The organism is Arthrobacter sp. ZGTC212 (assembly GCF_002929255.1).
Taxonomy (GTDB): domain Bacteria; phylum Actinomycetota; class Actinomycetes; order Actinomycetales; family Micrococcaceae; genus Arthrobacter_B; species Arthrobacter_B sunyaminii.
Genome location: NZ_PJIJ01000001.1, coordinates 1,218,516 through 1,240,635, shown reverse-complemented (window position 1 = coordinate 1,240,635; position 22,120 = coordinate 1,218,516). Strand labels below are relative to the sequence as shown.

Annotated in this window: 18 protein-coding genes; 11 read left to right on the top strand and 7 right to left on the bottom strand. The window is 63.8% G+C overall.

Annotation, left to right across the window (positions count from 1 at the left end):
• Positions 1 to 82: 82 nt before the first annotated feature.
• The gene (locus tag CXQ89_RS06010; protein ID WP_104052489.1) at positions 83 to 505 is read left to right on the top strand and encodes a Fur family transcriptional regulator; all 423 of its coding nucleotides are present in this window, start codon (positions 83 to 85) and stop codon (positions 503 to 505) included.
• Positions 506 to 511: 6 nt separating this feature from the next.
• Here the strand turns inward: CXQ89_RS06010 and CXQ89_RS06005 are convergent, their stop codons facing one another.
• The 5 genes from CXQ89_RS06005 to CXQ89_RS05985 all read right to left on the bottom strand — a co-directional run bounded on the left by CXQ89_RS06005 (position 512) and on the right by CXQ89_RS05985 (position 5,806).
• Positions 512 to 1,387 (bottom strand): metal ABC transporter permease, encoded by an 876-nt coding sequence (locus CXQ89_RS06005; protein ID WP_104160564.1) that lies wholly within the window; start codon positions 1,385 to 1,387, stop codon positions 512 to 514.
• Positions 1,374 to 2,189, bottom strand: coding sequence for a metal ABC transporter ATP-binding protein (locus CXQ89_RS06000; protein ID WP_104052491.1), 816 nt, complete (start codon positions 2,187 to 2,189; stop codon positions 1,374 to 1,376). Before CXQ89_RS06000 ends, CXQ89_RS06005 begins: the two co-directional genes overlap by 14 nt.
• Complete coding sequence (locus tag CXQ89_RS05995) at positions 2,186 to 3,193, bottom strand: metal ABC transporter solute-binding protein, Zn/Mn family (protein WP_104160563.1); 1,008 nt, start codon at positions 3,191 to 3,193, stop codon at positions 2,186 to 2,188. Before CXQ89_RS05995 ends, CXQ89_RS06000 begins: the two co-directional genes overlap by 4 nt.
• 124 nt (positions 3,194 to 3,317) lie before the next feature.
• The gene (locus CXQ89_RS05990) at positions 3,318 to 4,388 is read right to left on the bottom strand and encodes a hemolysin family protein (RefSeq protein ID WP_104160562.1); all 1,071 of its coding nucleotides are present in this window, start codon (positions 4,386 to 4,388) and stop codon (positions 3,318 to 3,320) included.
• Entirely contained in the window at positions 4,385 to 5,806 is a 1,422-nt protein-coding gene (locus CXQ89_RS05985; protein ID WP_104160561.1) for a hemolysin family protein, read from the bottom strand. Before CXQ89_RS05985 ends, CXQ89_RS05990 begins: the two co-directional genes overlap by 4 nt.
• Positions 5,807 to 6,321: 515 nt before the next feature.
• Between CXQ89_RS05985 and CXQ89_RS05980 the strand changes: the two genes are divergently transcribed.
• From CXQ89_RS05980 to CXQ89_RS19095, 7 genes are all read left to right on the top strand, one after another.
• Entirely contained in the window at positions 6,322 to 10,170 is a 3,849-nt protein-coding gene (locus tag CXQ89_RS05980; RefSeq protein ID WP_104160560.1) for a multifunctional oxoglutarate decarboxylase/oxoglutarate dehydrogenase thiamine pyrophosphate-binding subunit/dihydrolipoyllysine-residue succinyltransferase subunit, read from the top strand.
• A 64-nt stretch (positions 10,171 to 10,234) separates the two neighbouring features.
• Positions 10,235 to 10,834 carry a GDSL-type esterase/lipase family protein gene (locus tag CXQ89_RS05975; protein WP_104052496.1) on the top strand — a complete coding sequence of 200 codons (600 nt, stop codon included), beginning with the start codon at positions 10,235 to 10,237 and terminating at the stop codon, positions 10,832 to 10,834.
• Positions 10,835 to 11,174: 340 nt separating this feature from the next.
• Positions 11,175 to 12,929: an ABC transporter family substrate-binding protein gene (locus CXQ89_RS05970; protein WP_104052497.1), complete on the top strand. Its 1,755-nt coding sequence runs from the start codon at positions 11,175 to 11,177 to the stop codon at positions 12,927 to 12,929.
• Positions 12,930 to 13,042: 113 nt separating this feature from the next.
• The gene (locus tag CXQ89_RS05965) at positions 13,043 to 14,575 is read left to right on the top strand and encodes an ABC transporter permease (protein WP_104052498.1); all 1,533 of its coding nucleotides are present in this window, start codon (positions 13,043 to 13,045) and stop codon (positions 14,573 to 14,575) included.
• 12 nt (positions 14,576 to 14,587) lie between these two features.
• Complete coding sequence (locus CXQ89_RS05960) at positions 14,588 to 15,625, top strand: ABC transporter permease (RefSeq protein WP_258059891.1); 1,038 nt, start codon at positions 14,588 to 14,590, stop codon at positions 15,623 to 15,625.
• On the top strand, positions 15,622 to 17,409 hold the full coding sequence (locus CXQ89_RS05955; protein WP_104052499.1) for an ABC transporter ATP-binding protein: 1,788 nt from the start codon (positions 15,622 to 15,624) through the stop codon (positions 17,407 to 17,409). Before CXQ89_RS05960 ends, CXQ89_RS05955 begins: the two co-directional genes overlap by 4 nt.
• Before the next feature lie 102 nt (positions 17,410 to 17,511).
• Complete coding sequence (locus CXQ89_RS19095; RefSeq protein ID WP_369299106.1) at positions 17,512 to 17,586, top strand: 50S ribosomal protein bL37; 75 nt, start codon at positions 17,512 to 17,514, stop codon at positions 17,584 to 17,586.
• Positions 17,587 to 17,683: 97 nt separating this feature from the next.
• Here CXQ89_RS19095 and rsrA read toward each other — a convergent pair whose 3' ends face one another.
• Together rsrA and CXQ89_RS05945 are read right to left on the bottom strand one after the other, a co-directional pair.
• A complete protein-coding gene (gene rsrA / locus CXQ89_RS05950) occupies positions 17,684 to 17,944 on the bottom strand; it encodes a mycothiol system anti-sigma-R factor (RefSeq protein ID WP_104052500.1) in 261 nt (86 codons plus the stop codon).
• The gene (locus CXQ89_RS05945; RefSeq protein WP_104160559.1) at positions 17,941 to 18,708 is read right to left on the bottom strand and encodes a sigma-70 family RNA polymerase sigma factor; all 768 of its coding nucleotides are present in this window, start codon (positions 18,706 to 18,708) and stop codon (positions 17,941 to 17,943) included. The genes rsrA and CXQ89_RS05945 overlap by 4 nt, the downstream gene beginning before the upstream one ends.
• A 259-nt stretch (positions 18,709 to 18,967) precedes the next feature.
• On the opposite strand from CXQ89_RS05945, the gene CXQ89_RS05940 reads away from it, so the two are divergent.
• Genes CXQ89_RS05940 through rsgA form a run of 3 tightly spaced genes read left to right on the top strand, consistent with a single transcriptional unit; the run spans position 18,968 to position 22,045 of the window.
• Positions 18,968 to 19,549 carry a DoxX family protein gene (locus tag CXQ89_RS05940; protein ID WP_104052502.1) on the top strand — a complete coding sequence of 194 codons (582 nt, stop codon included), beginning with the start codon at positions 18,968 to 18,970 and terminating at the stop codon, positions 19,547 to 19,549.
• A gap of 4 nt (positions 19,550 to 19,553) precedes the next feature.
• Positions 19,554 to 20,930, top strand: coding sequence for a 3-phosphoshikimate 1-carboxyvinyltransferase (gene aroA, locus CXQ89_RS05935; protein ID WP_104160558.1), 1,377 nt, complete (start codon positions 19,554 to 19,556; stop codon positions 20,928 to 20,930).
• Complete coding sequence (gene rsgA, locus CXQ89_RS05930; protein WP_104160557.1) at positions 20,930 to 22,045, top strand: ribosome small subunit-dependent GTPase A; 1,116 nt, start codon at positions 20,930 to 20,932, stop codon at positions 22,043 to 22,045. Before aroA ends, rsgA begins: the two co-directional genes overlap by 1 nt.
• Positions 22,046 to 22,120: the final 75 nt, after the last annotated feature.

The following is a 22,120-nucleotide window of genomic DNA, read 5'->3' as shown; positions in this document are numbered from 1 at the left end:
GGCGGTACCGGCTGCGGAGAGTCCATGTTGGGCTTGTCCCCCGGGGCCTGCAGGCACCGCCACCACTGTTCCAAGGAGGAGCATGTCATCCGAGACGTCCCGCCCAGTGAAGCGGCAACCGGAGCAGCGGGTCACCCGCCAGCGGCTCGCCGTCGGCCGGACCCTGGATGAGCTGGATGATTTCGTCAGCACCCAGGAGCTCTACCGGCTGCTGCACGAGCGCGGAGACAGCGTCTCCTTGGCCACCACCTACCGCATCCTGCAGTCAATGGCGGAAGAAAACCAGGTGGATGTCCTCCGCACCGGCGACGGCGAAGCGCTCTACCGCCGCTGCGCCGTCGAGCACCACCACCATCACCTGGTGTGCCGCAACTGCGGCAAGGCTGTGGAAGTGGAGGCGCCCGCCGTGGAGGCCTGGGCTTCCGGGCTCGGGGCCCAGTACGGGTTCACAGACGTGGCCCACACGGTGGAGATCTTCGGCCTCTGCCCGGACTGCAGCGCCTAGGGCGGGCTACGCCCGGACTGTTGCGCCCGTCTGTGCCCGTCCCTTTGCCCGCATCCGCTTTATCAGCCGGCAGACGATGTAGATCAGGAACGAGATGGTGGTGATGTAAGGGCTGATCGAGATCCGCCCGCCCAGCGCCAGCAGGATTCCGCCCACCGCCGAGGTCACGGCAAACGCAACACTGAGCAGCACGACGAGCCGCGGCGAGGATGTCACCAGCAGTGCGGCGGCCGACGGCGTGATCAGCAGCGAGAGCACGAGCAGCGCACCCACCACCTGGATGGACAGGGCCACTGAGAGCCCCAGCAGGATCATGAAGACAATGGACAAAACGCGCACGGGAACACCGCGGGCTTCTGCCAGTTCCGGGTCTGCACTGGCAAAGGTCAGCGGCCGCCAGATCAGGACGAGTCCGGCTATGACGACGACGGCGGTGCCGGCCAGCAGGTTCAGCTGCACGGTGTCGACGGCAACGATTTGCCCGGTGAGCAAACCGAACTTATTGGCCGAACGGCCCTCATAAAGGCCCAGGAACAGGATGCCCAGGCCCAGGCCGAAGGGCATGATTACTCCGGTCACGGAGTTCCGGTCACGGGCCTTGAGCCCCATCACGGCGAGCAGCACTGCTGCGGCCACGGAGCCTGCCAGGGACCCGATCACCACGTTGGCGCCGATCAGCAGGGCAAAGGCTGCGCCGGCGAAGGACAGTTCGGCGATGCCGTGCACAGCAAAGGCGAGGTCCCGCATCAGGACAAAGGTGCCGATCAGGCCGCCTACCAGTCCAAGGATGGCTGCCGCCCAGATGGAGTTGGCCACCAGGGGCAGCAGCTGCCCGTAGTCGCTGAAGTCAAAGATGGCGGAGAAGTAATCACGCAAGTCCATGGTCATCCTCGCTCTCGCCGTGGACATGGGTGGTCGCATCGGGGATGCCGAGGACCACGATGCGGCCGTGGCTGCGCAGTACCTCCACCCGGCTTCCGTACATCTCCGAGAGCACGTCCGAGCGCAGCACCTCAGACGGCGTTCCGGTGCGGAAGGTGCCGCCCGCCAGGTACAGCACCCGGTCCACGTAATCAATGACGGGGTTGATCTCGTGGGTCACGAACACCACGGCCGAACCCTGTTCATGACAGCGCCGGTCAATCAGTGAGCTGATGGCCTGCTGGTGGTGCAGATCAAGGGACAGCAGGGGTTCATCGCACAGCAGGAGGTCGGGATCGGTGGCCAGTGCCTGCGCGGCCCGCAGCCGCTGGACTTCGCCGCCGGAGAGCAGGCCCACCGGTTCATTGGCGTAACGCGTGGCACCGACCTGTTCCAGGAGTTCATCCACCCGCCGGCGGACCGGGGCGCGCTTCAGCCGAAGCCCCCATTTATTGCCGTCGACGCCGAGTCCCACGAGGTCGCGCGCCCGCAGCGGCGTCCCGGGGCCGAAGGCCTTCTGCTGGGGAATATAACCGATGTCGGCGCTGCCCCGCTGGGCGGGTTTTCCGTTGATCTCCACGGTTCCCCGGCTCAGCTGCTGCAGACCCAGCAGGACTTTCAGGAAACTGGTCTTGCCGGAACCGTTGGGGCCCAGCACCGTAAGGAATTCACCGGGCTTGATGTCCAGGTCCAGGCCGTCCCAAAGAGTGCGCTGCCCGTAGGTCAGGCCGGCGTTCCGGAGCCGGACAACGGGACCGGTCACCGCAGCACGTCATCAATTGAGGTCACGTTGGCGCGCATCCAGCCAAGGTAGTCCTGGCCTTCGGGCAGGGTCTCGGAGAAGTCCAGCACGGGTACGCCTGCGTCTTCCGCCGCGGCGCGGACAGTTTCGGTCTGCGCCGTGGAGGTTTGGGTGTTGTAGGCCAGGAAGGCCACGTCACCGGAGCGCAGCAGATCCTGCATTTGTTTCAGAACCGCCGGCGGGACGTCTGACCCTTCCTCGACGGCTGAGGTGAAGTCTGCGGGCGTCACGTTGTGCAGGCCGGCAGCTTCAAACAGGTATTCAGGAACAGGTTCCGTCACCGCCACATCCCTGCCGCCGGCCGCGGTTTTGTCTTCGGCCAGGTCAGCCGTGAGCTCTTCGATGCCGCTGTTGAAGGTTGCGGCATTGTCCCGGTAGGAGGAGGCATGGTCGGGGTCCAGGGTGGCCAGGCGTTCTGCGGCCGCTTCGGCGAGCAGCCCCATTGCTTCGGGGCTGTACCAGACGTGTTCGTTGAAGGATCCGTGGGAGTGTCCGCCGTGATCGTCGGCGTGATCGTCTCCGCTCTCGGCGGAGTGCGAGGGGTCGTCGTCGTGCGTTTCGCCGTCAGCTTCCCCCAGCCCTGAGATCTCCACGGCGTTGAGGACGTCCGCACTGTCAATGCCGGAATCGGCAACCAGCGTTTCCATGAAGGTGTCGTAGCCCCCGCCGTTCAGGACCACCACGTCCGCCTCTGAGACGGCCAGCTTGTCCCGTGCCGTCGCTTCGTAGGAGTGCGGGTCCTGGCTGGGGCGGTCGATGATCGAAGTGACGCTGACCCGGTCCCCGCCCACGGTCTCCATGATGTTCCCGTAGACATTGGTGGAAGCCACCACCTCAAGAGCACCGTCGCCTCCCCCAGCGGAGGAACCGGAGCCGGAGTCACCGGAGCCCCCGGTGCAGCCGGAGAGCATCAGGGCTCCCCCGGCCAGGAAGATGCCGGCAAGACGGACGGAGGGTCGTCGCATAAGTTTTTGTTTCCCTGTCGAGCGGAAGTGCTTGGAGATGGAGGGGGAGTTCCGCGGGGGAACTCCCCCAGCATAACGTAAACGCGAATCATTCGCATCTAGGAATGCGCGTTACGAGCCGGAGCTACTCCGAATAGCTTTCCCCGGACCGCCGGAATCCCTGGGCCTGCGTTGCGTCCCGGATCTCGCCCACGAGCTGCTCGATGATGTCTTCCAGGAAGAGCACTCCGCGGGTCTGGTTGTCCGGACCGAGCACGCGGGCCAGATGGGATCCGGTGCGCTGCATGGTGGCCAAGGCATCTTCAATCCCGTCCTCCAGCCGCAGGTTCGCCAGGGTCCGCACCTTGTTTTCGGTCAGCGGGCGGTCATAGGCATCCAGCGGCATGGCCATGATGTCCTTCAGATGCATATACCCGGTCAGGTTTCCGTGGTCATCCATCAGCACGAACCGGGAGAAGCCCGTGCGCCCCACGGCTTTCTCGAACTCTGCCGGTGTGGTGTCGGTGCTCAGCGTCACAAGCTCCTCCAGCGGCACCATCACTGTTCCGGCGGACTGCCCGGAGAACTCCAGTGCTCCTGAAATCACGCCCGAATCATCGGCTACCAGCCCGTGCTTCGTGGACTCCTCCACAATGGACTGCATTTCCTCCAGTGTGAAAGCCGAGGCCACCTCATCTTTGGGGGTAATGCCCATGACACGCAGCGCGTGGTTCGCCAGCCAGTTCAAACTGGAAATGACGGGCCGCACCAGCCGGGAGATAAAGACCAGCGGAGGTGCCAGAAGCAGCGCCGCCCGGTCCGCCACGGACACGGAAATATTCTTCGGCACCATTTCGCCGAAGGTCACGTGCAGGAAGGTCACGATCAGCAATGCCACCAGGAATCCGGCGCCGTCTGCGAATTCCACCGGCAGCCCAAGGGCTTCCAGCGGAGCCGCCAGCAGATGGTGGATCGCCGGTTCGGCCACGGAGAGAATGAGCAGCGAACACACCGTGATGCCCAGCTGCGCGCAGGCCAGCATCAGGGATACGTGTTCCATGGCCCAGAGCGTGGTCTTTGCCCGTTTGGACCCGGCTTCGGCCAACGGTTCAATTTGGCTGCGGCGCGCGGACATAACGGCAAACTCGCCGCCCACGAAGAAGGCGTTGCCGATCAACAGCACCACCAGCCAGAAGATGCCCATCAGGTCGCTCATCGCCGATCCCCCTTGCCGGCAGCATCCGTTGTCGGAGCATCAGCTCCGGCTGCGCTCTTCGGTTCCGGCTTTTTCGAAGGCGCGGGCGCCGCGCTTTCGTCGACAGCGGCAGGATCGTCGTCGTCGTACCGGGGAATGAAACTGACCCGGTCAATGCGCCGGCCGTCCATGCGTTCAACTTCCAGGAGTCCGCCCTCAACGCTGACGCGGTCACCGGTGGCTGCGATGCGGCCCAGCTCGGCCATAATGTAGCCGCCCACCGTTTCGTAGCCGGCTTCATCAGGAATGTGCAGCAGCGGCACGAGCCTGGAGACTTCATCGGGACGCATGATGCCCGGGAAGTACCAGGCGCCGGCGGCACTCTGCAGCACGCCCGGCTTGATCTTGTCGTGTTCGTCGGACACTTCGCCGACGATTTCCTCCACCAGGTCCTCGAGGGTTGCGACGCCGGCTGTTCCGCCCCACTCATCGAGGACGACGGCGAGTTGCAGGTTCGCGCCCCGCAGCTCGGAGAGCAGGCTGTCCAGGTGCACCGTCTCGGGCACCCGGAGGACCTCACTCATGATGGCCCCGGCCGGCAGGTCCGCCCGCCGGCTGCGGGGCACAGCCACTGCCTTTTTCACGTGGACCACTCCCCTGATGTCATCCGGGGAATCGCCCAGGACGGGAAAGCGTGAATATCCGGTGCGGCGTGCAGCTTCAATGACATCCGCTACGGACTGCTCGGAATCGATGGTCTCCAGCCTGATCCGGGGCGTCATGACATCTGCGGCCGTCCGCTCCGCGAAGGAGAACGTCCGGGACAGGAAGTTGGCCGTGCCCTGGTCCAGGGTGCCCATCTCGGCCGACCTCCGGACCATGGAGGAAAGTTCGGCGGGGGTGCGCGCTCCGCTCACTTCCTCCTTGGCTTCCAACCCGAACAGGTTCAGGACCTTGTTGGAGAAGCCGTTGAGCACCAGGATGGCGGGCTTGAACACCACGGTGAACGCCAGCTGCGGCCGGGCGAGGGCGCGCCCTACCCGGAACGGCAGCGAGATGGACATGTTCTTGGGGATCAGCTCTCCCAGAAGCATGGACAGGAACGTCGCCAGAATCATGGCCGTCACCACGGACACGGAATCCACGGCAACCGGCGGCAGGCCCAGGGCAGACAGCGGGGTTTTCAACAGGCGGCCCACTGACGGCTCCATCACGAATCCGGTCAGCAGTGTGGTGAGGGTAATACCCAGCTGGCAGCTGGAGAGCTGGGTGGAGAGGGAGGTCAGGCAGCGCAGGAGCGGCTCGGCACCCTTGTCGCCGTTTTCCACGGCCCGCCGGACCGTGGGCTGGTCCAGGGCCACCAGAGAGAACTCAACAGCCACAAAAAAGCCGGTGCCGAGAATCAGCACCAGGCCAAAGAAGAGATATAACCATTCCATTTAGGCTCCCACCGCCGGATTGTGAAGCGCTGCGCGGCTTATCAGGGGAAGCGCGGAAGGAAGTACCGCGGGAAAGTGCCCGCTGCGGGCGGCAGGCGGAGGGTGATCGGCCGAAGCCGGTCTGGAAGGCTCCGATGCGGCGCCGGGGGTGCGGGGTGAATGGGTGCGGGCGTGGCCGGCTCTGTGCGTGCGGTCCGCAGAAGCTGCGGAACCGGACGCAGGCCGGCGCCTAGAGAAACTGTCCATGAGATTTTCAGTTTACAGGTTTGGCATTTGGGCGCCACCGGTGAAACGGAACGGCCGCACGCGCCACTGGCGAGCTTGCGCGCGGGAGGCCCCGCTGCATGACGGATGTCAAACAGAATTGGCCAGTTGTCCCGCAATGTCACTAGACTGGCATGAAGTCTCGGTCACTGCGCACCGGCCGGGCCGCACCAGTGAGCTTTGAGGCTTCTTGCCCTCAGACATGGTGCCAATCAGGGCAAAAGGCAACTCATGGAAGAGGCGTATTAACAGTGCCAGACCAATCCAACCACCGGCTGCCGGAAGAATTCGGCGGCAACGAGTGGCTTGTCGATGAACTCTACGAGCAGTACCTCAAGGACAAGAACTCGGTTGACAAGAAGTGGTGGAGCATTTTCGACTCCTTTAAGAACGAGGAGGCCCAGGCCTCCGGTTCGAGCACTTCCAACGGAAACGGATCGGCAGCCCCCAGCGAACTTGGCGCCAATCCCACAACGCGCCAGCTTCCGGTAGTGCAGGCCGAATCCGCCAAGCCGAAGGCTTCCGGCGAGTCCCCCGCCTCCACCCAGCAGTCCGGCAAGCCTCCGGTTGCCAAGGAATCCGCAGCGTCCAACTCTGCTGCTAAGGATTCCAAGCCGGCCGCCGGCAAGGGCGAAGCAGCCGAGAACAAGGCAGCTGACAGCAAGACCCCGCCGATTCCGGCCCAGCTGCCCAAGACCCAGCCCAACAGCAAGCCCTCCGAAGAGGACAAGGTCAACGTCCTGCGCGGTCCGGCCAAGGCCATCGCCACCAACATGGACCTGAGCCTGAGCGTCCCCACGGCAACCACTGTGCGTGCCGTGCCCGCAAAGCTGCTGATCGACAACCGCATTGTCATTAACAGCCATCTGGAGCGCGCCCGCGGCGGCAAGGTCTCCTTCACCCACCTCCTCGGCTACGCAATCATCCGCGCCGCCGCCCAGTTCCCGTCCCAGAACGTGTACTACGACGTCGTGGACGGCAAGCCTGTGGCTGTGCAGCCCGCGCATGTGAACTTCGGGCTGGCCATTGACATGCCGAAGCCGGACGGCTCCCGTCTGCTCGTCGTGCCGAACATCAAGAAGGCCGAAACACTGAACTTCTCGGAGTTCTGGCAGGCGTATGAAGACCTCGTGAAGAAGGCCCGCAACGGCAAGCTCACGGCGGACGATTACAAGGGCACCACCATCTCGCTCACCAACCCGGGCGGCATTGGAACGGTGCACTCCGTCCCCCGCCTGTCCAAGGGCCAGGCCTGCATCATCGGCGCCGGCGCCCTGGACTACCCGGCTGAGTTCCAGGGTTCCAACGAGAAGATCCTGGCCCAGAACGCCGTCTCCAAGATCATCACCCTGACCTCCACCTACGACCACCGCGTGATCCAGGGTGCCGGCAGCGGCGAGTTCCTGCGGATCATCCACCAGCTGCTCCTCGGCGAGCAGGGTTTCTACGACGAGATCTTCGAATCCCTGCGGATCCCCTACGAGCCCGTGCGCTGGAGCCCCGACATCCAGGTCAACCCGGACGAGCAGATCAACAAGGTTGCGCGCATCCAGCAGCTGATCCACGCGTACCGCGTCCGCGGCCACCTGATGGCCGACACCAACCCGCTGGAGTACGTCCAGCGCCGCCACGCGGATCTGGACATCCTCAACCACGGCCTGACCCTCTGGGACCTGGACCGGGAATGGCCCACCGGCGGCTTCGGCGGCAAGCCGATGCTCAAGCTGCGCAAGATCCTCGGCGTGCTCCGCGACGCGTACTGCCGCACCGCCGGAATCGAATACATGCACATCCAGGATCCGGTGGAGCGCGAGTGGTTCCAGGATCGTCTGGAAACCAAGTACAGCAAGCCGACGCGCGAAGAACAGCTGCGCATCCTGGGCAAGCTCAATGCCGCTGAAGCCTTTGAGACGTTCCTGCAGACGAAGTTCGTCGGGCAGAAGCGCTTCTCCCTGGAAGGCGGCGAGTCCCTGATTCCGCTGCTGGACGCCGTGATTTCCGGTGCCGCCGACGACGGACTTGAAGAAGTCGGCATCGGCATGGCCCACCGCGGCCGCCTGAACGTCCTGACCAACATCGCGGGCAAGACCTACGCCCAGGTCTTCCGCGAATTCGAAGGCACCCAGGACCCGCGCAGCGTCCAGGGTTCCGGTGACGTGAAGTACCACCTCGGCACCGAAGGCACCTTCACCTCGGACAACGGCAACCAGACCAAGGTGTACCTGGCCGCCAACCCGTCCCACCTCGAAGCCGGGGATTCCGTACTCGAAGGAATCGTGCGGGCCAAGCAGGACCGCCTGGACCAGGGAGACGAGTTCCCTGTCCTGCCGATCCTCATCCACGGAGACGCCGCTTTCGCCGGCCAGGGCGTGGTGGCGGAGACCCTGAACCTTTCGCAGCTCCGGGGCTACCGCACCGGCGGAACCATCCACGTTGTGGTCAACAACCAGGTGGGCTTCACCACCTCGCCCACGTCGTCGCGCTCCTCGGTGTACTCCACCGATGTTGCCAAGATGGTGCAGGCTCCGATCTTCCACGTGAACGGCGATGACCCGGAGCAGGTTGTGCGTATTGCGCAACTGGCCTACGACTACCGCCAGCGGTTCCACAAGGACGTTGTCATCGACATGGTCTGCTACCGCCGCCGCGGCCACAACGAAGGCGACGATCCTTCGATGACGCAACCGATGATGTACAGCCTGATCGAGGCCAAGCGCTCGGTGCGCAAGCTCTACACCGAGTCCCTCATCGGACGCGGCGACATCAGCCAGGAAGAGGCCGAACAGGCGCTGCGCGACTACCAGGGCCGCCTTGAGCGGGTCTTCGCTGAGACGCACGCTGCCCAGACCTCTCCCCTGCCGGTCATCACCAAGGACACCGAAGCCGTCTCCGATCTGGAGCGCCCGGCGTCCCAGCAGGAAGGCAGCACCATTGTGTCCCCGGCGTCCACGGCTATTTCCGCCGAGGTCCTGGCACACATCGGCAAGGCCCACGTAGCAGTGCCCGAAGGCTTCACGGTGCACCCGAAGCTGAAGGCACTGCTGGAAAAGCGCGAGCAGATGTCCCGCGAAGGCGGCATCGACTGGGGCTTCGCTGAAATCGCAGCCTTTGGCTCATTGGTCATGGAAGGCGTCCCCGTACGCCTCGCAGGCCAGGATTCCCGCCGCGGAACCTTCACCCAGCGCCATGCCGTCTTCCACGACCGGGCAACCGGTGCGGAATGGATGCCGCTGGCAGAGCTGGATCCGAACCAGGCCAAGCTGTGGATCTACGACTCGCTGCTGTCGGAATTCGCCGCCATGGGCTTCGAATACGGATACTCCGTGGAACGCCCGGATGCCCTCGTTCTGTGGGAAGCGCAGTTTGGCGACTTCGTCAACGGCGCGCAGACCATCATCGACGAGTTCATCTCCTCGGCGGAGCAGAAGTGGGGCCAGCGTTCCTCGCTGGTGCTGATGCTCCCGCACGGCTACGAAGGCCAGGGTCCGGACCACTCCTCGGCCCGCATCGAGCGCTTCCTGCAGATGTGCGCCGAAGACAACATGATCGTGGCGAACCCCACCACGGGCGCTTCCCACTTCCACCTGCTGCGCCGCCAGGCCTACAGCCGGCCGCGGAAGCCGCTGATCATCTTCACCCCGAAGCAGCTGCTGCGTTTGAAGGCTGCGGCAACGTCGGTGGAAGACTTCACCCAGGGTTCGTTCCAGCCGGTCATCCCGGAGCACGCAGACCTGGACGCGAACGCCGTCGACCGCGTGCTGCTGGTCTCCGGCCGCCTGTACTACGATCTGCTGGCCAACCGGCAGAAGACGGGTGACGAAAAGACAGCCATTGTCCGGGTCGAGCAGCTTTATCCGCTGCCCGTTGCGGAGATCCAGGCAGCTGTCGCCAAGTACCCGAACGCTGACATCGTTTGGGCACAGGATGAGCCCGCCAACCAGGGTCCGTGGCCGTTCATCGGCCTGAACCTGCCGGCACAGCTGGACCGCCCGCTGCGCCTGGTGTCGCGTCCGGCGTCCGCGTCCACCGCCACCGGCTCAGCCAAGCGGCACGCCGTGGAGCAGGACATTCTCGTCAAGAAGGCCTTCGAGCGTCAGTAGGCTAAGTTGGGGTGGGGCGCCGCGGCGCCCCACCCCGTTTTTTTGTGACCGGAGAAGGTGACTAGTGGAACAACGCAAAATCAGGCTGGCAGCCGTCGGCGACGAGCTGCTGGCCGGGCACGGCGACCCTCGCGCCCTGGGCTGGCTGGGCCGCGTTTTGGCCCGCACCACCCCCGAAAACGTGAGCGTACAGGCGTATACCCTTGCAGCACCCCAGGAGGGAACCGAATCCCTGGCGAACCGCTGGCTTCAGGAGGCCGGCCGCCGGTTTGACGACAGGTGCGAGAACCGGCTGGTAATTGGCCTGTCCGACCGGGACCTGGACCTTGACTTGTCAACGGCGCGAAGCCGCCTCAACCTGGCCAATATCCTCGACGGGGCCGCACAAATGAGCATTAAGGTCTTTGTCGTCGGTCCCCCGCCGGGGCTCGATGCCGAACGGAACCGCCGTCTGTCGGATCTGTCTGCCGCCTTTGGCGATGTGACCACACGGCGCAAGCACGTGTATGTGGACACGCTGACTCCCCTGCTAAACCATGAACAGTGGCGCACTGACCTGGCTTCCAACGGCGGGACTCCGGGACAGGCCGGATACGGCCTGATGGCCTGGCTGGTTCTCCACCGCGGCTGGTACCGCTGGCTGGACCTTCCGGACATGAACTGAATAGACGAGAACCCCTCATGAGGGCCTTCGGCGACACGCCGGAGGCCCTCTACACATTAAGACGTATTGCCCCAAGTAATTTTCTCCTCCATCCCTGATGCAGGCGGCGAAAAATCCGTGCAAAGCCGCGCCTTTCCGGCCTGCAACTGCAACTAAAGCACCTTCCTGCACAACCCTGCCGCCGTGCTTTACAAGTAACAATCAGTTAACGTCCGCTCACAGTTAGCACAGTGGAAACAATTAGTGACTAGTCTTTCGGAACATGTGGCGGTCATCACGATCGCTTGGGGGAGCCGCCAGCGGTGGTTCCTGACGACTTCATCACAAGTTAGGACTACGAATGCGTACAAAGCGCACGGCAACTCTTGCCGCACTTTCCGTGGGGGCCCTTTTCCTGGGCGCCTGCGGCTCAGCCGGAGGCGGAGAAACCGCCGAAAGCGACACCACTGAGGACGCCAACCTCGCGTCGTCCATCTCAGTTGCCATCAGCCAGGCCCCCGATTTCTACAACGGCGGCACGTCCAAGTCCAACAGCGTGTACAACACGTACGTGGACAACTTGGTTCACAGCAACTTCTCGGAGTACAGCCCCGAGGGCGTCATTCGCAATGAAGAGTTTGGCACCTTCGAAAAGACCAGCGATGACCCCCTGACCGTGAAGTACACGATCAATGAGGACGCCCAGTGGTCCGACGGTACGCCCATCGACTTCGATGACGTGCTCCTGAACTGGGCCGCATTCTCCGGCAAGGTCGTCGACGGCGAGACGGAAATCTTCGAGCCCTCCTCCAACAACGGCTACGAATACCTGGCCATGCCTGAAGGCGAAGCCGGCGACAAGGAATTCACCTACGTTTTCGACCAGCCGTACGCTGACTGGGAAAACCTCATGATCGGTTCCCTCATGCCGGCCCACGTTGCGGCTGAGCAGGGCGGACTGAGCACCGAGAACAATGGCGAAGCACTCGTTGCCGCCATCCAGGACAGTGACCTCGCGTCCCTGAAGCCCGTGGCCGAGTTCTGGAACACCGGCTGGGGCTACGCCGAGGGCCTCCCCTCCCTGCCGGACTCCGCGCTCATCCCGTCCTCCGGTCCGTACAAGCTGGACAACGCAGCCGGCGGAAACCTGACGCTGACCGCGAACGAGAACTACTGGGGCGAAGACCGCAAGGCCGCCACCGAGAGCATCGTGTTCAAGACCATCGCCGACACCGAGGCTGTGCAGGCGCTGCAGAACGGCGACGTGGACATCATTGAGCCTTCCGGTCCCACCGGTGACACCAAGGATCAGATCGAAGCCATCGGCGATTCAGTCACCATGCTTACCGGCACCGGCATGACCTTCTCCCACATTGACCTGGACCAGTCCGAAAACGGCGTGTTCAAGGACATCAAGGTTCGCCAGGCGTTCTCCAAGTGCGTTCCGCGCCAGGACATCGTTGACAAGTTCGTCAAGCCGGTTGACCCCGAATCCACCGTGGTCAACCTGCGCGAATACCAGCCCTCCCAGCCCGAGTACGACGAGATCCTCGAGGGTGCACCCGCTGCCAGCGAATACGACGAAGTCGATCTCGAAGGCGCCAAGTCCCTCATGGCTGAAGCCGGAAAGACCGAGCCCGTTGACGTCCGCGTGCTGTTCTCCTCAGCCAGCCAGGTCCGCGCAGACATGACCGCACTGATCAAGGATTCCTGCGATCAGGCCGGCTTCAACATCATTGCCACCCCGGATGCCGAGTGGACCAAGAAGCTTGACGAGCTTGGCTCCTGGGACGCTGCACTGTTCGGCTGGGCCGGTTCCGGCCTCGTAGCCAGCGGCCAGTCGATCTACGACTCCGAGGGTGTGCAGAACTACGGCAAGTACAAGAGCGAAAAGGTCGACGCACTGTGGGATGAAATTGCCCAGACCACAGACGCCGACAAGGTGAAGGAACTGAAGATCCAGCTCGAAGAGGAACTCGCCAAGGACGTCTACAACGTCCTCCTCTTCGCCAACGCTGACATCGTCGCCCACAACTCCTCCATGGAGGAAGTGGTGTACAACCCCACCCAGAGCGGCGTCACTTGGAACGCCTTCAACTGGACCAAGCAGGCCTAACCAAGGCATCACGCCATAACGGTTAGAAAGCGGGATGGGCAGACCCACGGTCTGCCCATCCCAAACTTTTGCCCCGCTACGGCTTTACGTACCACCCCCAATAGGAGCCTTCGGTGTTCTCTTTCATCCTCAGAAGAGCGGTGACCTCGTTCTTCGTCCTTCTCGCCGCCACGGTGCTGATGTTCATCCTTGCCGTCAACTCTGGCGATCCCTTTCATGACCTGATCGAGCTCCAGAGCGCCGACCGCGAGTCGCGCATTGCCCAGCGAACGGCAGCACTGCATCTTGATCAGCCTGTCGCCGTCCGCTACCTCCTTTGGCTGCAGGAAGTTGGCCGATGCATGATCCCCGGCGGTGCCGAATGCACACTTGGGCTTAACCGTGCCGGCAGCCCCGTGATCGACCAGCTGCAGACAGCGATCGGCTCCACCTTCCGGCTCGTCGTCGTAGCTGTCCTGGTGGCCATCGTTCTCGGCGTCGCCGTAGGCCTGATCACTGCCCTTCGCCAGTACAGCACCTTCGATTACTCCATTACCTTCATTTCTTTCCTGCTCTTCTCCATGCCGCTGTTCTGGCTCTCCACTCTGCTCAAGCAGTACCTGGCGATTGATCTGAACACCTGGCTGGCCGATCCGCAAATGTCCTATCTGGGAATAGCGGCCGTGGGACTCATAGTGGGACTCATTGGAGCAGTCGCTGTCGGCGGCGACAGGAACCGCCGCCTTCGTGTCTTCGCCATTGTTGCCGTTGCCACGTCGGTCACGTTCTACCTGCTGCTCATCTCCAACTGGTTCAAGACACCGGGCCTGGGCCCGATTGGCCTGTTCATTACCGCCTTTGGACTGGCCCTGGGACTTACAGCCTTGCTGGCAGGTTTCCGCCGCCGCCGGATTGTCTATGCCGCTCTCGCAACTGCGGCGGTTGGTTTCATCGGTTATCTGGTGACCCAGCCGCTCATGCAGGATCCCAATTGGGGCATCATTGCAGGCCTCGCGGTACTCACCCTTCTCGTGTCACTGGCCATCGGTCATTTTGTGGGCGGTCCCTATGCCAGGCAGACCCGTAACCTGACCGCAGTCATCGGGCTGGCCATAGGCTTCTTCGTCTTTATTGACGCACTGCTGGGCGCCTATCCCTCCCTGTCCCGCAAAAACGGCGGTCGCCCCATTCCCACTACGGGGTCCTCGACTCCAAACCTGCAGGGCACCTTCTGGGAGATCAACCTGGATTACGCCCTGTACCTGGTCCTGCCGACCATCGCGATCATGCTGATCTCCTTTGCCACCTACACCCGCTACACCCGCGCCAGCATGCTCGAGGTGATGAACCAGGATTATGTGCGCACCGCACGGGCCAAGGGCCTGAGCGAGCGTTCTGTGATCGTCAAGCATGCCTTCCGCAATGCCATGATCCCCATCACCACCCTGATGGCGTTCGACTTCGCCGGAGTGTTGGGCGGGGCGGTCATTACCGAGGCGGTGTTCGGCTGGAGCGGAATGGGAAAGATGTTTACGGACGGCCTGAGCAATGTGGATCCCAACGTCATCATGGCCTTCTTCCTGGTGACCGGTGTGGCCGCGGTGACCTTCAACATGCTGGCCGACATCGCGTACGCGTTCCTCGACCCGCGCATTAGCCTGAACTGATAGGCGGAAGACATGACTGAGAAAATACCGTCCGGAACCACGGACAGCAGCCCGGAACTGACGAGCATGACTCTGGAAAGCCAGAGGACGGATATCGCTGACGCGCCCGCAACCCGGGCCGTCACGGCGGATCCACAGATCACCGCTGCGAAAAGCCAGGGCCAGCTGGTCCGCGAACGGTTTTTCCGCCATAAGGGTGCCATTGCCGGCCTGAGCGGTCTGGTGTTCATCGTGCTGCTCGCGTTTACCTCCATCGGGCTCTCCGTGGGCCCGCTGCGCATCCCCGGCTGGTGGCCGCACACGTTCTCCACGGTGATGCCGCTTGAAGACGGCGGAGCCCCCACCCTGTCCTGGACGGGCCTGGGGAACCACCCGTTCGGCCAGGACACGCTGGGCCGCGATTACTTTGCCATGACGATGCGCGGCGCCCAGATTTCCCTGACCATCGCCTTCATTGTCGGAATCGTAGGCACCGTCGTGGGAACCGTCGTCGGCGCCCTTGCCGGGTATTTCCGCGGCTTCATCGAAACCGTCCTGATGCGCTTTACCGACGTCATCATCACCATCCCCCTGCTGGTGGTGGCCGCGGTGCTGGCCAGCATCGTCTCGGACTACGGCATCGTGGTGTTTGCGATCTTCCTTGGTTTGCTGACCTGGACCGGGCTGGCCCGTATTGTCCGCGGCGAATTCCTCTCCCTTCGGGAAAAAGAATTCGTCGAGGCTGCCAAGTCCGTCGGTGCCAGCTCCGGCCGCATCATCTTCAAGCACATCCTGCCCAACACCGTTGGGGTCATCATCGTGTCCGCAACTCTGGCAATCTCGGGCGCCATTCTGCTGGAGACCGCGCTGAGCTTCCTGGGCCTCGGTGTACAGCCGCCGGATACGTCCCTGGGCAAGCTCATCAATGAGAACCGGGCGGCCATGACCACCCGTCCGTGGCTCTTCTTCTGGCCCGGCATCTTCATTGTGGCCATTGCGCTCACCGTGAACTTTATCGGCGACGGCCTCCGGGACGCGTTTGATCCCCGACAGACAAGGAACAAGCAATGAGTTCGGCACCCCTGTACAGCGACATCACATCAACAGCGGGCACGGCTCCGATTCTGGAAGTGTCCGGCCTGGGCGTCGATTTCAGCGTGGACAACAAATGGGTAATGGCGGCGGAGGACGTTTCCTTCACCGTCTCCCCCGGCGAGATCCTGGCCATCGTGGGTGAATCAGGTTCAGGTAAGAGCATGTCGTCCATGGCGCTGCTGGGGCTCCTCCCCGGCAACGGACGTTCCAAGGGCAGCGCCAAGCTTCAGGGCAAGGAGTTGATTGGTGCTCCGCAGTCGGCACTGCGGAAAATCCGGGGCAATGACATTGCCATGATTTTCCAGGAACCCATGACGGCGCTCAACCCGGTGCTCACCGTGGGCGAGCAGATCAAGGAGATCATCGAACAGCACACTGATGCTTCTCCGGCACAGGCCAAGGCACGGGCCATCGAGCTGCTGCAGATGGTGGAAATCCCCGAGCCGGAGAGGCGGTACGATTCCTATCCGCACCAGTTCTCCGGCGGTCAGCGGCAGCGGGCCATGATTGCCATCGCCATCGCCAATGACCCCATCCTGCTGGTCGCCGACGAGCCCACTACGGCCCTGGACGTAACCGTTCAGGCTGAAGTGCTGGAACTGCTCCGGAACCTCAACAAGCGCCTGAACAGTGCTGTCATGCTCATCACCCACGACATGGGCGTGGTGGCGGACCTCGCTGACAAAGTGGTTGTCATGGAGAAAGGCCGGATTGTGGAAGCGGCGCCCGTGGCTGAGCTCTTCAACAATCCGAAGGAGGAGTACACCCGCCAGTTGCTGGCAGCTGTACCGCATCTGGGGTCAGTAGTCGGCGGAGTGCTGTCGGCCGTTGAGGTGGAGAATGACGGCTCGCTCCAGATATCCGCGGCTCCCCGGGCGGTCCTCCGGGATTCCGAGGATCTGACGACGCCGGACGCCGGCGTCGTGCCTGCCCTGCAGCTGACCGGGGTATCCATTGAGTACCCCGGCCGGTTCCGCCAGCCCGCCTTCAAGGCAGTGACCGACGTTTCCTTCGTCATCAACCCCGGTGAAGTCATGGGGCTGGTTGGCGAATCCGGTTCCGGCAAGTCGACCATCGCCCGGGCGGTAACGGGACTGCTTCCGGTCAGCGCCGGCAGCGTTGACATCAACGGCACCAACATCGCCGGCCTGTCGCCGAAACAGATGCTGCCGCTGCGCAGGAAATTTGCGATCGTGTTCCAGGATCCGGCGGCGTCGCTGAACCCGCGCATGTCCATCGGCGAATCCATCGGCGAGCCGTTGTTCCTGCATGAGAAGCTCTCGCGCAAGGACCTCGACGCCCGGGTTGAGGGCCTGCTGGACGATGTCCAGCTCCCCACCAGCTTCCGCAACCGGTATCCCCATGAGTTGTCCGGCGGACAGCGGCAGCGCGTTGGTATTGCCCGGGCCCTCTCCCTGCGGCCGTCGCTGCTGGTGGCCGATGAGCCAACGTCCGCACTGGACGTTTCGGTACAGGCCAGGGTGCTTGCCCTGCTTCAGGACCTGCAGCAGCAGTACGGTTTCGCCTGCCTGTTTGTCAGCCACGACCTGGCGGTGGTGGAGATCCTGGCAAGCCATATCGCAGTGCTGAACAAGGGCATCATGGTTGAACAGGGCTCCACCGAGCAGGTGCTGCGGTATCCGCAGGATGCATATACGCGCCGCCTGCTCGCCGCGGCACCCGTGCCTGATCCGGCTGAGCAGGCTCTTCGGCGGGAACAACGCAACGCCCTCATGGCCGCCGGCAGCTCAATCGACTAAGCAAGCCTATTCCGCGGCCGGTCCGGGCCGCGGTTTAGGTTGTCGGGCTCACCTTGTGGGACACTGGAGGGCAGAACTTTCAGCAAATCGAAGGAGGCAGCTATGAGCAAGCGTGCACGCAAGCGTCGTGACCGTAAGCGCGGCGGCGCCAACCACGGTAAGCGTCCCAACACTTAAGTCTTGGACTAACCGTGTGGCCCATCGCCACTAAGAAAAGAACCCCCGGAGCCTTACGGCCGCCGGGGGTTCTTTTTTGGTTACAGCCGCCGGCTTGCTAGTGCTCAGCGGTCTGGATCTGGCTGATCCTCGCCAGGATGCTGGCTTTGAGTGTTTCCGGGGCGGCCTCGGTGCAGGACCGCTTCACCACGGATCGAATGACACACTCCAGGTCGTGTTCCTCGGCGCACTCGGGACAACCGTCCAGATGCTCCTTGATTTCCACAATGTCATCGTGGGACAGAGCACCGTCCAGGTATTCGTACAGCCGTTCGATGCGGGTATCCTCGCAATCACCCAGGCTTTGGCAATCGCTCATAGCGTGTTCCCCTGTTTCTTGTTCTGGCTGGCCGCGGCGGGTGCAGGTGCTGCCTTGCCGCGGATACCGCGTTCATGTGCATATTCGGCCAGCAGTTCACGGAGCATTTTACGGCCCCGGTGCAGGCGCGACATTACTGTTCCGATGGGAGTATTCATGATTTCCGAGATTTCCTTATAGGCAAATCCCTCAACATCAGAGAAATACACTGCCAAACGGAATTCTTCGGGAATGGACTGCAGGGCATTCTTCACATCGGAATCGGGAAGATGATCCAGCGCCACTGCTTCGGCGGAGCGCAGCCCGGTGGAGCTGTGTTCGGCCGCACGGGCAAGCTGCCAGTCCTCCACACCGTCGGAGTTGGCCTGCAGCGGTTCGCGCTGCCTCTTCCGGTACAGGTTGATGTAGGTGTTCGTCAGGATCCGGTAGAGCCAAGCCTTCAGGTTGGTCCCCGGCCGGTACTGGTGGAACGCCGAGAAGGCCTTTGTGTAGGCCTCCTGGACCAGGTCCTCGGCATCGGAGGGGTTGCGGGCCATGCGCATGGCCGCAGAGTAGAGCTGATCCACATACTGCATGGCATCGCGCTCAAAGCGTATCTTGCGGGCCTCTTCCGATTCGGAAGCGACATCCAGCTCGGAGTCTTCCACCTGGGGGCTGCCTTCCGGCGCATCAGTTCTCATCACTTCCAAGTCTACGGTGCGGGCTGCCGGACCCACACGCAACTGGACGGCTGGTGATGAAGCCTCCGGGTGTGCATCTGCCATCGCTAAAGTACCCGGCACGAACACTCTCCTCACTTGGGGCTGCTTTGCTTCAAGGGCACCGCGGTGCCCCCGAACCCGGTAATCCCCCGCTTCGCGAAGAATGCCGTATACCCCGCACAACGCCCGGCTGCGGCCGCTTATTCCGCCGCGGTGTTTTGGCGCCGCCGCGCGGCATAAGGTGTGCGCGACCGGTAAAAGTGCCAAACTAGGAGTATTCTGCCCGGCTATTCCGAGACCGGGCAGCAACCAGGAGGTCAATATGTCGATTGTCCGTTTGCTCGCCCGCCCGCTGCTAGCCACCGGCTTTATTGCAGCCGGAGTTGACCGCCTGCGGGATACCGACCAAACCGCGCAGCAGTTGCGGCCCACCCTGGATCGTGTCGGTGCACTGGTGCCTTCCGCTGCACCCGTTACCGGCAACGCCCAGCTCGTTGCCAAGGTTCTCGGCGCCACACAGGTGGGTGCCGGTTCGCTGCTGGCCCTGGGCAAGTTCCCCCGTTTGTCCGGCCTGCTGTTGACGGGCACCGCAGTGCTGAACGCCGTCGTTGAGTACAAGAATGCCGAAACAGACACTGCCGATGAGCGCAAGGCACGCCGTGCCGCCCTGCTGAAGAACCTCTCCCTGATCGGCGCCGTCCTCCTGGTCGCCGTGGATACCAACGGCCGTCCCGGCCTGGCGTGGCGTGCCGGTCATCTTGCTGATGACACCCGCCGCAGCGTTGCCTCCCTTGGCAAGGATGCCGGCCGCAAGTCGCGGTCAGTCCAGAAGGACGCCGCCAAGCAGCTCAAGAAGGCCAACAAGACCGTCCGCACCACCGCAGCCGGCATTGTGGGTTCCTAGCTCCATGTCTTTCCCCGCCAATCCGCAGACCGTCTCTCCCTGGCCCGCTCCCCGGGTGTCGGCACCGCTGGACGCCGACGTCCGGGTACCAGGTTCCAAGTCCCTGACCAACAGGTATCTGGTCCTTGCTGCCCTGGCTGACGGCCCCAGCAGGCTCCGGGCTCCCCTTCATTCCCGGGACACCGCCCTCATGGTCCAGTCACTCCGGGCGCTGGGCGCCACGGTGACCGAGATCGACGGCGACGGCGCCTTCGGACCGGATCTCGAGATCCGGCCGATGGATTCGGGGACCGCATCCGGGACAGGCATTGACTGCGGGTTGGCGGGAACAGTCATGCGGTTCGTGCCTCCTCTGGCCGCACTGAAAACCGGAAGCACAGACTTCGACGGCGATCCCCACGCGCGCCAGCGGCCGATGGCCGCGATCATCGATGCGCTCCGCGCGCTGGGCGTGACGGTGCACGACGACGGCAGAGGTGCCCTTCCCTTTAGCGTGGCCGGCACCGGAGAGGTAGCCGGGGGCCGGTTGGAAATTGACGCCGGGGCGTCCTCCCAGTTCGTCTCGGCCCTGCTGCTGGCAGGCGCGCGCTTCAGGGACGGACTGCACCTGGTCCATGTGGGCTCCACCCTTCCCAGCCGTGAGCACATTGCCATGACAGTCCAGGTGCTGCGCGGGGTTGGTGTGCAGGTGGACGATTCCGTCCCGAACGAGTGGCGCGTGGCGCCCGGCCACATCCATGCCTTCGACGTAGCCATCGAGCCGGACTTATCCAATGCCGGACCGTTCCTGGCCGCAGCACTCGTGGCAGGCGGCACCGTGCGCCTGGCCGGCTGGCCCGAACACACCACACAGGTGGGCGACCGGTGGCGGAGCATCCTGCCCGCCCTTGGCGGCACAGCCACCCTGTCCCAGGGCACCCTGACTGTGACCGGCTCCGGCCGCATCACCGGAGCGCAGCTTGCTGACACCAGCGAGCTGGCTCCCACGGTGGCCGCGCTGTGCGCCCTGGCAGACTCCCCCTCAACACTCACCGGCATTGCCCACCTGCGCGGCCACGAAACCGACCGCCTCGCTGCCCTGGTGACCGAGATCAACCGGCTGGGCGGAAACGCCGAAGAGACCGAAGACGGCCTGATCATCCGTCCCGCGCCGCTGCACGGCGGTGTTTTCGAAACGTATGCCGATCACCGGATGGCAACGGCAGGCGCTCTCATCGGTTTGGCGGTGCCGGGAGTCCTGGTGCAGGACATCGGCACCACCGCCAAGACGCTGCCGGAGTTTCCTCAGTTGTGGCGTGAACTCGCCGCCACGGCCCAACCACCGGCTGCAGCGGAACCAGGCTCTGCCGCGGCTCCGGGCCGGACGGAAGGTGCGCGCTGATGGCCCGCTCAACCGGCAGCTGGGATGAATCGGATGTCCGCATCCGTCCCAACAAAAAGGGGTCGCGGCCCCGCACCAAGGACCGGCCCGCCTATGACGAGGCCGTCACGGGCCGCATCATCACCGTGGACCGCGGACGATACACCGCCGTCGTGGACGAAGACACCCCCACGGAACGCATCGTCACCGCAGCCCGTGCCCGTGAACTGCGCCGAAACCCGGTGGTTGCCGGCGACCTCGTGTCGCTGGTGGGAGACGTGTCGGGCGGACCGGACACGCTTGCCCGCCTCGTACGCATCCAGGACCGCCGGACCCTTCTGCGCCGCAGCGCCGATGACACCGATCCCGTGGAACGCGCCGTCGTTGCCAACGCTGACCAGCTGGTCATCGTGGTGGCGGCAGCAAACCCCGAGCCGCGCACCGGGTTCATCGACCGCGCCCTCGTTGCTGCCTACGACGCCGGCATCTCGCCGCTGCTGTGCATCACCAAGGCCGACATCAAGGACCCCGCTGAACTGCTGGCCAATTACGAGCATCTGGACCTGGATGTCATCATCAGCCGCACCGCGGCGGACGACGCGTCGGGAATCGATGCCCGCTCCGACGATGGCCTGTCCGCCCGCCTGCATGGAGACGCCGTGCAGCAGCTGCACCGCCACCTCGAGGGCAAGGTCTCGGTCCTGGTGGGGCACTCCGGTGTCGGCAAGTCCACCCTGGTGAATGCCCTGACCGGCTCCGACCGCGCCACCGGCGGCGTCAACGCAGTGACCGGCCGCGGAAGGCATACCTCATCCTCTGCGCTGGCCCTGAAAGTCCTGGAGGCGCCATCGGGCAGCTGGATCATTGACACTCCCGGTATCCGCTCCTTTGGGCTTGCGCATGTTGACCCCGACCGCATCCTGCAGGCTTTCCCGGACCTTGAACCGGGAACTGAAAGCTGTGAACGCGGGTGCCGGCACGACGACCAGGCCAAGAACTGCGGGCTGGACCCGTGGGTGGAGTCGGGGCGGGCCGGGGCTGCCGGGCCTGCACGGCTCGCCTCCCTGCGCCGGCTGCTGGGTTCGGGCACCCGGACGGAAAACCGGGCATCTGCCAAGGAGCTCGGCGCGCAGTGACGCTTGCCGGGAACACACCAGAAGACTGCCGCGGCGTCCATGAGAGCGCGCCACGGCAGGTCCCGGGCCGCGTAA